The organism is Chryseobacterium rhizosphaerae (genome assembly GCF_003385455.1).
Classification (GTDB): Bacteria; Bacteroidota; Bacteroidia; order Flavobacteriales; family Weeksellaceae; genus Chryseobacterium; species Chryseobacterium rhizosphaerae.
The window spans coordinates 301,114-314,370 of record NZ_QNUF01000002.1 but is presented as its reverse complement, the minus strand read 5'-3'; the positions used below and the strand labels follow the sequence as shown (position 1 = coordinate 314,370).

At 37.5% G+C, this 13,257-nt stretch carries 10 protein-coding genes; 8 read left to right on the top strand and 2 right to left on the bottom strand.

The window, feature by feature from the left end; translation table 11 throughout:
* The 3 genes from DRF57_RS02975 to DRF57_RS02960 form a co-directional block, all read left to right on the top strand.
* Positions 1-1,548 (top strand): DUF4329 domain-containing protein (locus tag DRF57_RS02975; protein WP_115916830.1); only part of this gene is annotated, 1,548 nt, incomplete at its 5' end.
* Between the two features lie 10 nt (positions 1,549-1,558).
* Complete coding sequence (locus tag DRF57_RS02970; RefSeq protein WP_115916828.1) at positions 1,559-1,861, top strand: NTF2 fold immunity protein; 303 nt, start codon at positions 1,559-1,561, stop codon at positions 1,859-1,861.
* A 798-nt stretch (positions 1,862-2,659) separates the two neighbouring features.
* Positions 2,660-3,529 (top strand): ATP-grasp domain-containing protein, encoded by an 870-nt coding sequence (locus tag DRF57_RS02960; RefSeq protein WP_115916824.1) that lies wholly within the window; start codon positions 2,660-2,662, stop codon positions 3,527-3,529.
* Between the two features lie 40 nt (positions 3,530-3,569).
* On the opposite strand, the gene DRF57_RS02955 is transcribed toward DRF57_RS02960, so the two are convergent.
* Positions 3,570-4,046 (bottom strand): hypothetical protein, encoded by a 477-nt coding sequence (locus DRF57_RS02955; RefSeq protein WP_123863270.1) that lies wholly within the window; start codon positions 4,044-4,046, stop codon positions 3,570-3,572.
* A gap of 200 nt (positions 4,047-4,246) precedes the next feature.
* Positions 4,247-5,071: a universal stress protein gene (locus DRF57_RS02950; RefSeq protein WP_115916820.1), complete on the bottom strand. Its 825-nt coding sequence runs from the start codon at positions 5,069-5,071 to the stop codon at positions 4,247-4,249.
* 290 nt (positions 5,072-5,361) lie between these two features.
* On the opposite strand from DRF57_RS02950, the gene DRF57_RS02945 reads away from it, so the two are divergent.
* The 5 genes from DRF57_RS02945 to DRF57_RS02925 all read left to right on the top strand — a co-directional run bounded on the left by DRF57_RS02945 (position 5,362) and on the right by DRF57_RS02925 (position 13,161).
* A complete protein-coding gene (locus tag DRF57_RS02945; RefSeq protein WP_228450316.1) occupies positions 5,362-6,420 on the top strand; it encodes a sensor histidine kinase in 1,059 nt (352 codons plus the stop codon).
* Complete coding sequence (locus tag DRF57_RS02940) at positions 6,417-7,181, top strand: LytR/AlgR family response regulator transcription factor (RefSeq protein WP_047484539.1); 765 nt, start codon at positions 6,417-6,419, stop codon at positions 7,179-7,181. Before DRF57_RS02945 ends, DRF57_RS02940 begins: the two co-directional genes overlap by 4 nt.
* A 271-nt stretch (positions 7,182-7,452) precedes the next feature.
* Entirely contained in the window at positions 7,453-8,571 is a 1,119-nt protein-coding gene (locus tag DRF57_RS02935; protein ID WP_115916816.1) for an efflux RND transporter periplasmic adaptor subunit, read from the top strand.
* A gap of 29 nt (positions 8,572-8,600) precedes the next feature.
* Positions 8,601-11,759: an efflux RND transporter permease subunit gene (locus tag DRF57_RS02930; RefSeq protein WP_115916814.1), complete on the top strand. Its 3,159-nt coding sequence runs from the start codon at positions 8,601-8,603 to the stop codon at positions 11,757-11,759.
* Positions 11,746-13,161: an efflux transporter outer membrane subunit gene (locus DRF57_RS02925; protein ID WP_115916812.1), complete on the top strand. Its 1,416-nt coding sequence runs from the start codon at positions 11,746-11,748 to the stop codon at positions 13,159-13,161. The genes DRF57_RS02930 and DRF57_RS02925 overlap by 14 nt, the downstream gene beginning before the upstream one ends.
* Positions 13,162-13,257 lie beyond the last annotated feature (96 nt).

Here is a 13,257-nt window from a genome sequence, read left to right as displayed (position 1 = left end):
ATTTACTCAGAACCTACTGCCACGGTTCCACAGAATAATTACTATAATGAAGCGCTTACCTATGATGTAAACGGAAATATCCAAACTCTTAAAAGAAATAGGCTTGTACAAAATATAGGCACGCAATTGATGGATGACCTGGGCTATACCTATACAGGGAACAGGCTTAATACAGTAACCGATACATCAGGAAATTATGGAGGTTATCCCAGCTCTTCAGGAAATCCAATAACTTATGACAATAATGGGAATATGACCAGTCATGTAGATAAAGGGATGTTGCAGATTGATTACAATTACCTTAATCTGCCCAACGCCATAAAATTTGATAAACAGTACGTTTCGCACGATTGGCAAAATACCTATAATGTCAATACAAAATATCTGTATAATGCAACAGGGGTTAAACTGAAGAAAATTTACACTTATGGAACCGGGAGAACCAATATGGAAACTGTTGAGACAACAGACTATCTGGATGGGTTCCAATATTGGCTTAATGACCTAAGTTTTGTGCCTACTTCAGAAGGGTATTATGATTTCGTTCAAAATAAGTATATTTACAACTATACAGATCAGGTAGGAAACATCAGACTGGCGTATTATAAAGATGCTTCCGGAAACCTGAAAATAGACAGAACTAACCATTATTATCCTTTCGGGCTAGAATTTGGAGATCACTTAGGAACTTCAAATTCAATATCTCCCAACTATAAATATTCTTCTCAGGGACAGGAGAAACAGACAGAAACAGGATGGAGTTCTTATAAGTGGAGAAATTATGATGCTGCGATGGGTAGGTTCTTTAATGTCGATCCTTTAAGCGAAAAATATCCTACATGGTCTACCTACGCATTTAGTGGAAACAGGGTGGTTGATGCAAGAGAACTGGAAGGTTTAGAGCCCCACGTGTTATTTAATACAAGAGAGAATGCTGCAGCAAATTTTGGACAGCAATATAATGGAAAGTCGATATTAGATAAACGTGAAATAGGAGCATTAATTTATTTTAAATATGCGGATGGCGAAAAATATTATGCATATAATAATCCTACAACAGGTGAAGCTCATGGTATTCCGCAAGGTCTAAATATGAAACTACCAAAAGGTGCAGCTGCTTCCGCTTTTATTCATGCTCATGGTAATGAAGATAAAGAATATGATGATGAAAACTTTTCAGGAGATCCAAGTGGTGGTGGAGATAAAGGGGTTGCAAAAAACCTTGGATTAGATGCTTTTCTTGTAACTCCTGGAGGTCAATTAAAATATTTTGATTTAAGTTCTAATACAGAAAAAATATTAAGAACAAATATGCCAAGCGATCCTACTTCACCAGAAAGAAAGAATAAAATTAATCCTATAGAAAGCCCTAGACCTTCTTTAGGAGATTATAGGGCTAAACCTAAACCTTTTCCTAATTTAGTTCCCACTTCTGACTATCTTCCCAAACCTGTTTTAGATGACGGTTTAAAGTCAATAGAAGCTATGCGGCAAAATCGAGAACAGACACCATTGATAGACCAAAAACAATTACCACGTCACCAATAAATAATTTAAAATGAAATATTATACTTTTATATTGCTAGTTTCCCTTTCTTGTTGTGAACAGAGAATATCTAACAAAAGTGAAAAGAATATTACTGATAAAGAGATCGCAATTTCTGTAGCTGAAAAAAAATGGAAAGAAGTTTATGGAACATCAGTAATAAATAAACAAAAACCATTCGTCGCAGAAAGGAAGAACGATAGTATTTGGATTGTGCATGGGAATTTCCCAAAACCACCGGTAATAGGAGGTGTTGCTTATGCAGAAGTGAATATAAAAACTAAAGAAGTGGTTAAATATACCCATGGAGAATAAAAAGAACCTGCTACGCAAAGTCTCTTGACTTTGCGTAGATAAAAAAAAATTCGCAAAATGTGAGCGTTGCACAACTTTAAAATAAATGGCTGAATAATTTCATTTGAAAAGCAAATGGTTATTCGGCCATTTGCTTTTTGTAATCAATATATTGTGATAATTAAGGGGAACAGCAGCTGTTGTATCAAAATCTGCTGAAAGTGTAATTGATAAAAAGACAAAAAATTAAATGAATAAATCCAAATTTAAATCAGTAGTTTTTTATTATTTTCTAATACTACTACTTTCCGAGCTCCTATTATTTAATATATATTCTATTTCTGTAAGTAATAACTGGTTTATTTTACTTCCAATCGGAATTCAATTGCTCTTATTAGTGTTAGTTTTTAGCAAATACTCGAAAATTAAGTTATTGTTAAAAATATGGAGCCTAATATTTTTAATAATAGCCCCAATAATGCAAATTTTAGGTAAGCTTTTAAAAGATGCCTCATATGATTATCAATTTTTTGACGCGAAAGTTTATATTGTACCTTTTTTAATGTTAATAATAGGAATATTTGTATTCTATTTCACATCATTAACTGTTAAGACAAATGATAATAATAACCAGAACCCCGGTTAGACAGATCTGGTAGTAAAAGTCAACTGCCCGATCCATTATTAGAATTAGAAATTTCTATCTAGGGACAAAAATATCCTTTCAATTGTACCCCTCCAAATAAAAAAATCTGTGTCTAATTTCATCCACCTATTCTTTGCAACTTTACTATAAGATAAAATCATAATAACAGACGCATGAAAATCACAGTAGTAGGCTATAAAAAAGAAGCGAGACTTTCACAGGGAGTGGCTAATGATGAAGATACAGAGCTCATCAGCTTTTTAAAAGATAGAGGGTTGGACGTTGTTCCTAGTATTTGGAATGATAAAAATGCAGACTGGAGCAGCTTTGATGTCGCCATTATCAAGTCTCCATGGGATTATCATAACCATCTGAATGAATTCCTGAGCTGGCTGGATCAGCTTGAAAAACTGGGTGTTAAGGTTCTTAACCCCGTGGAAATTATTAAGTGGAATAGCGATAAACATTATCTGGGGGATCTTGTGAAAAAAGAACTACCGGTAATTCCTGCAGAATATCTAAAAAAAGGGTCTTCTTTTGACAAGCGTTTTTTCGATTATTTTAATGCTGATAAACTGGTAGTAAAACCCTGTGTAAGTGCCGGTGCACAAAACACAATCACTGTCGACAGAAACAATTTTAATGAACGGTCAAAAGAAATAGATAAGCTTCTGGAGGAACAGGATTATATGGTACAGCCTTTTGTAGAAGAAATCAAAAATGGGGAATGGTCATTCCTGTTTTTCAACGGAAAATATAGCCACTGTTCATTAAAGACTCCTAAAGAAGGGGATTTCAGGGTACAGCATTATCATGGTGGAAGCATCAGCTATCCAACACCTGACCCATTGCATATAGAGCAGGCCGGCACCTATCTGAAAAGCTTACCTCAGCCCACATTATATGCAAGAGTAGATGGAGTACTGATTGATAATAGCTTTAAGCTCATGGAACTGGAGCTGATAGAACCCTATTTGTTCCTGAATGGAGACACCCTTTTACTGGAAAATTACTACCAGGCCTTATTGGCTTTCATTTCCTAAAATATACTAAACCATCTCAGCTGTGAGGTGGTTTTTTTATTTACAGTTTTTCAAACTTTATAACCGGAATAACAGCTTTATCCTGAGGCGGATCAATCGTATTGGAGAAAAATAGTCCTCTTTTGGTCGCTTCCAAAAGAAATTCACCATTAGAAAATGTACCGTCATAATTGTCTGCCATCACAGAATAAATGACTCTTCCGAAAGTAAAATTATCATTCACGGTACAGTTCATATTTTTAATCTGATACACCTGTTCAGATGGAACCTTCTGACCAGATTCCTGCATGATTGTTTTTATAGTAGAACTTAAGGGATCAATAATAATATCTACTTTGGCAGGTTTTTCCTGACGGTCTTTTGTGAAAATCATCTTATCAGATATCAATCTGAGCTTTTGTGTACATTGAGCAGGATTTCCTTCCTGGCTGTTGATGACCTGGGCAAATGAATGTATATATCCAAAAAATAATAAACACATCATATACCATCGGTAATGAAAATGAATAGATTTCATAATAACTTATTTTGGTGCTTAGATAAAAATACAAATTATATCAAAATAAAAAGAAAGTTTTTAATTTTCAGATAAGATGAGGTGTCAATAAAAACAGGACCGGAGATTTTTCTCCGGTCCTGTTAAACAAGATTAAGTGTAAAATTTAGCCTTTAAAGGCAAAAAGGATAATTCAAATGTGTGCAGATTTTTATTGATTCTTAATCTATGTTTAAGGGAATTGATAGTAAGGGGACTTTATTTTTATAAGCCATTATTATCGTTTTGCTTCTATGGAAAAGAGATTCCACAAGATTGTATTTATAAGGAACCATCGTCAGTAAATCCGAATTGGTAAGTTTCACCTCCTCTTCAATGGCCTTAATGATTTCAATAGATTGGATCATTTTAAAACTGTATTTAATATCATCAAGATCATATCCGGAGTTCAGATCAATGTCATGAATGACTTCTGTAAAATCTTCCAGTCTCTCACTTACATTGAACACTTCAATTTCAGCTTTGAATTCGTTGATGAAATTATAAATATCGTTCATGGCAGACCAGGTCATGCTTTTGTGGGTGTCATAGGCAAAAAGAATTTTTCGGATTCCCGTATATTCTATGTGGGCGGGAATGATCAGGATGGGCTTTTTGAGCCGATGGATCGTTTTAGTGACAATATTTCCCAGTAATCTTTGTTCAAGCGTTTTCTCCGCCATACCCATGACCACAAAATCACCACTGTTCAGTTGAATACAGTTTTCAAGTTCCTCAATAAAGTTGCCCGAAGCCAGATAATACTGTGTTTCCAGATTGTATAAACTTTCCAGCTCCGAAGCTTTCTCCGAAATTTTCTTTTGGTTTTTAAGCGTCTGTTCATGAAAAAAATCGGCAGAAGCCTGAGCATTTAATGCATGAATAGAAACGGTCTGTAAATGGAACAGAACAATTTTATACGTATTTTCTTTAGCCATAGAAGCTGCATAATGAGTGGCATTTTCTGCTTCTTTGGAAAAATCTGTGCAGACAATTATTATTTTCATTGTACCAGAATTGATCCTGCAAAACTATAAGACAAAACCTTTCTATGGTATTAAAAAGATGGTGACATTGCATAAAATGATGATGAAATGTCTTTTTAAGGTGATGAACCGTTACCTTCCAGTTGAAGTCTCCTATTTTACGTTTCAGGTACCGTTTTGGCGGTCTCGTTTGAAATGGAAGATATTCTTATAAAATCTATTTTTATATTTACAGCCGTAAAGCTCCCAATATGAATAGGATTTCTACATTCAGAAAAAATATAGTCCGGAACAAAAAGATTCTTTCCGCAATGAAAAGAAGACTGGCTATATGGGCTGTAGCGGTGATTACCTTTTATGTTTTTTCCTACCTGATTGATCCGTTTGATCCGGCCTGGCAACTCTATTTAAAGGATCCCCTGAAGGTGATCGTGGAGGATATTCTGTGGATATTTCTCTTTTCCGTCGTTATTTCCGAGGTCAGTATATTTATTGACAGAATGCTCAATAAGCTGCTTCCCTGGAGCAACCGAACGGTAAAGCGTTTGCTTCTTCAGTGTATTATCCAGATTGTTGGAAGTGTACTGATTGTTATTATCATTAACTTTATTATTGATTGTACTTCAGTAAGTTTACCGGAAATGGATGCCCGAAAAGAATATACCCTATTGGGACAGTGGATTGCCACTAATATTGTGGTATCCCTTACCATCAGTGCATTTAATACAGTGGATTATTTATTGGAAAACTGGAAAAAAACAGCAGTGGAAGCGGCTCAGCATAAAGTGAGGGCTTCAAAACATAAACAGGCGGCGATGGCGGCGGAACTTCAGGCTCTTAAGCTGCAGATAGACCCCCATTTTATTTTTAACAACCTCAGCGTACTTTCTGAACTTATTCTGGAAGACCAGCAGCTTGGGTATGAATATTCTGAGAAGTTTGCTAGGGTGTACCGGTATCTTCTCGTTAACTCTAAAAAAGATATTATAGCCTTAGAAGAAGAGCTGAAATTTTTAGAATCCTATATTTTTCTAATTGAAAAGAGAATTGGAGAAGGAGTTGTCTTTAAAATTGATATTCACGAAGACTACAGATCCATGTACACGCTTCCCCTTTCCCTGCAGTTATTGGTTGAAAATGCTATTAAACATAACCAGACCTCAAAAGCGAATCCCTTGGAAATACATGTGTATACAAATTCTAATAAGGAACTCGTGGTTTCCAATACATTTTTGCCATTAATTAATAAGCCGGATTCTTCAGGAGTAGGGCTTGCTAATATTGTTGCCAGATATGAGATCTTAGGGTATATAAAACCCATCATAGAGAAAACAGAAAATCAATTTATTGTAAAACTCCCACTGATATGAAGCTCAATAAAATTTTAATAATAGAGGATGAAAAGCCTAATGCAGACAGGTTAAAAAGGCTATTGCTAAAGCTAAGACCTCATGCGGAAATAGTATCTGTAGAAGATTCTATTATTTCAGCGGTCAACTGGCTTGAAAATAATGCTGCTCCGGATATGATTATGATGGATGTACGGCTGGCGGACGGATTAAGTTTTGAGATATTCAATAAATTTGACATAAGAAGTCCTGTAATTTTTACAACGGCATATGATGAATATGCGGTGCAGGCTTTCAAATACAACAGTATAGACTACCTTCTGAAGCCTATAGAGGAAGAGGAACTTGAGCTGGCTTTAAGACGTTATGAGACTTTTATAGAAACAGTACCATTTGTGGGAACAGCCATTGAAGGACTGCTTAATTATATCCAGCCTAAAGATTACAGGAAACGTTTTCTTATTCCACATCGGGATGGCTATAAAACAGTTTTGTCTGAAGACGTTTTATACTTTTATACAGAATTGGGGATCAGTAAAGCGATGCTGAATACTGGGAGTGTTGAAAACGTTCCTCAGACATTGGAAGAGCTTGAAAAACAGCTGGATCCGAAGTTCTTTTTCCGTGCCAACAGGCAGTTTATCATTCATATAGACTCTGTGAAACAGATTTTCAATCATTTTAACGGAAAACTGAAGCTGGAATTAAGAAAACAGCCTGAAATAGAAGTGGTTGTAAGCCGGGAAAAAGCCTCTGCATTCAAGTCCTGGCTGGATTACTAGCATATTGATGATTAAAAAATATAAGGTTGCTTTTCAGAAAAAGCAACCTTTTTTTATTGGGTGAAAATGGATGTATTAAGACTTCAGAGTTTTGAAATTATTCCGTTAAAAATATCCATTTTTCGGTTTTGATCAGGCAAAAACCCTCTTTTCTTTTCATTTTTAGTATCATACACTTCACCTGCGATTAATTACGTTTCACTTGATTTCTGCATGAATTCCCTTAGTATATGAACTTATTTTGCCCCTGTAAAATTTAAAATCAAATGTTATGAATTATAGAACAGGATATCTGGTACTTTCACTTACGGCCGCAGCAGTATTGTATTCTTGCGGTTCAGGAAATGGTCAGGAAAATACCCAGCAGACGCAGGCATTACCTACAGATTTTATTCAGGTAAAGTCCGGAAATGAAGATGTTTCTACAGGATATCCCGGAAGCATAGAAGGACAGGATAATGTAGAGATTAAAGCTCAGGTGACAGGGTATCTGGAAGCAGTATATGTGAAGGAGGGCCAGTATGTCAGCAAAGGACAAACCTTATTTAGGATTAATCCGTCTGTGTATAATGAGCAGGTTAATACCAATGCTGCCGCATTAAAATCCGCATTGGCAGCTCAGGAAACAGCGAGATTGGAAGTTGAAAAACTGAGACCTCTTGTAGAAGGAAAAGTAGTTTCTGATATGCAGCTGAAAACGGCCCAGGCGAGTTTAAAAGCAGCATCAGCACAAGTGGCCCAGGCTCAGTCTTCGTTAGGTTCTTCGAAAATCAATGCCAACTTTACATATATCAAAGCACCGGTGAGTGGATATATAGGAAGAATCCCAAACAGGGTAGGAAACCTCATCAGTCCTTCGGATGCATCACCGCTGACTACCTTATCAAACATCAGCAGTGTAAACGTATATTTTTCAATGAATGAAGCAGACTTTATTGCCCATAGCAGAGCTGCAGCTTCAGGAGAAAATGCTGACAATGTAGAACTTATTTTAGCCGACGGTTCCACCTATGGATTTAAAGGAAGACTGGAAAATGCAAGTGGAAATTTCGACAGAAATACAGGAAGTATCCAGATGAAAGCCGTTTTTCAGAATCCTGATAAATTGTTAAGATCAGGCGGAACAGGAAGAGTGATGATTCACAATGCTTTAGATGGTGTGGTGAAACTTCCTAAAACTTCCGTAAAAGATATTCAGGATAAATTCTTCGTCTATAAACTGGAAGGTAAAGAGAAAGTAAAAATGATGCAGATTGAAGTATCAGGAAGTACTTCTCAGGATTACTTTGTGAAAACAGGGGTGAATGCAGGAGATAAGATCGCCATCAACAGAATAGATGCTCTTACAGACGGAGCACAGGTTGTGGCTAAAGTAACTCCTTCGAAATAGTTGTATAATCATTCTTAGAAAATTCGAAAATGTTAAAAAAGATAATAGACCGTCCGGTACTGGCGACGGTAATATCCCTTATCATTGTTATTTTGGGGATCATTGGATTAAACCAGCTGGCAGTGACCAGATTCCCGGACATTTCTCCACCTACCATTACGGTTTCAGGTTCTTATCCGGGTGGAAACAGTGAAACGGTGATCCGTTCTGTGGTAACCCCTTTGGAAGAGCAGATCAACGGGGTGGAAGACATGAGCTACATGAAATCCACAGCAAGTAATGACGGAACATTTACCATCTCTGTGATATTCAAACAGGGAGTAAATGCCGATCAGGCGGCGGTAAATGTACAGAACAGAGTACAGCAGGCCACACCGATCCTGCCTCAGGAAGTAGTGAGAATGGGTCTTACTACCTCAAAACAGCAGAACAGTATGGTATTGATTTTCAATATCTATACTGAAGATAATAAGCAATATGATGAAACCTTTCTTCAGAATTTTGCCAATATCAACCTTATTCCACAGATTAAAAGGGTAAAAGGAGTAGGGCAGGCACAGATCTTTGGAATTAAGGATTATTCCATGAGGATTTGGCTTAATCCACAGAAGATGTCTTCCTACGGATTGGAACCTTCTGATATTTCCAATGCCATTGCAGATCACAGTTTAGAATCTGCACCGGGTAAATTGGGAGAAGAATCAAATGCAGCCTTGGAATATGTTATCAGATACAAAGGAAAAAAGAATAAGCCGGAACAATATGAAAATATGGTCGTTAAAAATGACGGAACCAATGTGATCAGGCTTAAAGATGTGGCCCGGGTAGAATTTGGATCCATCAACAATACAGGAGATAACCTTTCCAATGGTAAGAATGCAGTGACTGTAGCCATTATGCAGACGACAGGATCTAATGCCAATGAAATTGAGATAGGAGTCAATAAAGCGATTGATCAGCTTTCAAAATCATTCCCTCCGGGTATAAAATATACCAAGGTGATGAGTACTAAAGAAAGATTGGATGAAGCAACAGGACAGGTGAAATCTACCCTGATAGAAGCCTTTATCCTTGTATTTATTGTAGTATTTATCTTTTTACAGGATTTCAGGTCTACCATTATTCCGGCCATTGCAGTTCCGGTAGCCATTATCGGTACATTTTTCTTCCTTTTGGTATTAGGGTTTACGATTAACGTGTTGACACTTTTTGCCCTTGTACTGGCAATCGGTATTGTAGTGGATGATGCCATTGTAGTGGTAGAAGCCGTTCACAGTAATATGGAAGGAACCAATCTCTCGGGAAGAGAGGCTACTCACAAAGCGATGAGTGAAATTACAGGAGCTGTTATTTCCATTACATTGGTGATGTCTGCCGTATTTATTCCGATTGGATTTATGTCAGGTTCTGCAGGATTATTCTATAAGCAGTTTGCCTATACATTAGCCATTGCGATTATTATTTCTGCAGTGAACGCTCTTACTTTGACACCAGCTTTATGTGCGGTATTTTTGAAAAATCACCATGCAGAAGAAGGAGGAAAACCAAAAGGCTTCGGACAGAGATTCGCAGTTGCCTTTAATGCAGGGTTCAATAATATGACGGAACGCTATGCAAAGGGAGTAAAATTTTTAATCGGCAAAAAATGGATCGCAGCAGGATTGGTAGCCGGAATTATAGGGCTTTCAGCATGGTTGATGTCAAGCACTACCAAAAGTTTTGTTCCGATGGAAGATGATGGATTCTTCATCTATTCATTGAGCATGCCACCGGGAACAGGTTTGACAAAAACAACTGAAGTATCCAATAAAATCAATGCGATTTTAAAAACAGTAGACGCTGTTCAGGAGAATACTTCCATTACAGGATTTAACTTGTTAAGTAACAGTGCCGGACCTGCATATGCAATGGGGTTTGTAAAATTAAAACCTAAAAAAGAAAGAGGCGCTGTTCAGGATATTGATGAGATCATGAATATTGTTAACGGAAAGCTGTCTGTCATCAAAGAAGGAAGTGTTATGAGTTTCAGAATGCCACCGGTAGAAGGGTATGGAGTCACCAATGATGCAGAGATTGTCCTTCAGGACCGTATGGGTAGAGATCCTCAGGTTCTTAAATCTAAGGCTGATGATGTGATCGGACAGTTGATGAAGGTGCCGGAAGTGGCTTATGCGTATACCATGTTTAGAGCAGATTATCCACAGCTTGAACTGGAAGTGAATGAAGATAAAGCGAAGCAGCTGGGAGTAAGTATTGCCAATTTATTAGGAACAGTACAAACGTATTTCTCTGGAGATCAGTCTCAGAATTTCTCGAGATTCGGGAAGTTTTACAGAGTGAATATTAAAGCCGACGGTGTTTTCAGAATGGATGAGCAGGCGTTTAACGATATTTTTGTGAAAAATAATAAAGGAGAGATGGTTCCTGCCAATACCCTAATCACTTTGAAAAAAGTATATGGTCCGGAATCCGTTCAGCGGTATAACCTTTATAATTCATTGAACATTAACGTGGTACCGAAGCCGGGAATCAGTAATGGAGCCCTGATGGATAAAATTGAACCAACCTTGAATAAACTTCCATCTGACTACAGTTATGAATGGACCGGTTTAAGTTTGGAAGAAAAATCAGCTGGAAATCAGACTGCTGTCATCCTTGGATTGTGTTTACTTTTCGTGTACCTGCTTCTTGCAGCACAATACGAAAGTTACATTCTCCCGTTAGCAGTAATGCTTTCCATTCCAACGGGAATTGTAGGAGCATTCCTTGGAATTAAAGCAATTGGATTGGATAATAACATCTATGTACAGGTAGGATTGATTATGCTTATTGGTCTACTGGCAAAAAATGCAATCCTTATCGTGGAATTTGCGATTCAGAGAAGGAAAGCAGGACTTTCTATCCTGGATTCTGCACTGGAAGGAGCGAAAGCAAGACTGCGTCCGATCATCATGACCTCATTAGCTTTTATTGTGGGAATGATTCCACTGATGATTTCCACCGGAGGAATGGCTTCAGGAAATAAATCGATCAGTGTGAGTGCTGCGATAGGAATGTTAAGTGGAGTCGTTTTAGGAGTATTTGTAATTCCTGTGCTGTATATGTTCTTCCAATATCTGGACGAGAAATTTTCATCCAAAAAGAAGTATCCTGTAATCCAAAATCAATTGACAAATGAGAATATTTAATATAAAGAATTTCCTTATTTCAGGCGCAATGGCATCGGTACTGGTGTCCTGCTCCGTGGGGAAACCTTATGCAAGAACAGATCTTCAGATACCGGAAACCTATAAAGAATCCGTACAGGTAACAGGAGATACGGTGGTGCTTCCGTGGAAAACGTTCTTTAAGGATCCTAAACTGATCGGTTTAATAGATAAAGCCTTAACCAGAAATAATGAAGTAAATGTTGCGCTAAAGAATATAGAGCAGCTAGACCTGATCTACAAGCAGGCTAAATTATCTCTTCTTCCAACACTGGATCTCAGTGCAGGGGCCAACAGAAGCTGGGCTTCTACCAATACCCTGAACGGATCACTTAATGAACAGTTTGCGGGAACAACGCATATGGATGATTTCAGTGCCAGTCTGAGGCTTTCCTGGGAAGTTGATATATGGGGTAAGGCAAAAATGCAGAAGGAATCTGCTGCTGCCGAATATTTTGCCCAAAAGGAAAATCTGAATGCTGTAAAAAGCAGGATCGTTGTCCAGGTGGCGCAGGCTTACTATAATCTGATAAGTTTAGATGAACAGTTAAAAATAGCTGAGCAGAATATTGAGCTAAGCAACAGTACCCTAAAAATGATGGATCTCCAGTTTAAAGCAGGACAGATCAATTCTTTGGCGGTGCAGCAATCGGAAGCTCAAAAGAAAACGGCAGAGCTGCTGATCCCCTTGGCAAAACAGAATATTGCCATCCAGGAAAATGCGTTGAGCATTCTTTGTGGAGGCTATCCGGATAGAGTAGAAAGGCAGGGAACATTGAAAACCATGATTCCTGAAAATAAACTGTCAGAAGGGTTACCGGCGCAGTTATTGAGCAGAAGACCGGATTTGAAAATGGCAGAACTCAATGTTGTCAGCCTGAATTCAAAAACAGGATTGGCGAAAGCAGCCATGTATCCCAGTATAAGTTTATCTCCTCAAATAGGTATAAACTCTAATAAGTTCAGCTCATGGTTTGACATTCCCGGTTCTATCACCAAGGCCATTGCTGCTAATCTTGCTGCTCCTATTTTTCAGAAAAAGCAGCTAAAGACAGCATATGAAACAGCCTTGATAGAACAGGAGAAAGCTGCCATCAATTTTAAACAGTCGGTAATGACTGCCGTTGGAGAAGTTTCTGATGCTATGGCAAAATCTAAAGGATCTTCTGAAAGATTAGAGCTTTTAGAGCAGCGAACAGCCATTTTAGATAAAGGAATTAATGATGCACTTAAGCTGTATAAAAGTGGTATGGCAACGTATTTAGAGGTAATAACGGCCCAAAATAATAAACTTCAGAATGATCTTGAAGCTATTAACGTTACCCTTGAAAAGTTAAATGCTGAGGTTGATCTATACAGAGCACTGGGCGGAGGAGTAGAGTAGAAGGTAAATAAGTGATCAATAAGATGGGAAGCTATATCATATAGCTTCCTTTTGTTTTGTAGAATCTGTAATTGTAAATATTTAACCCTGTTAATC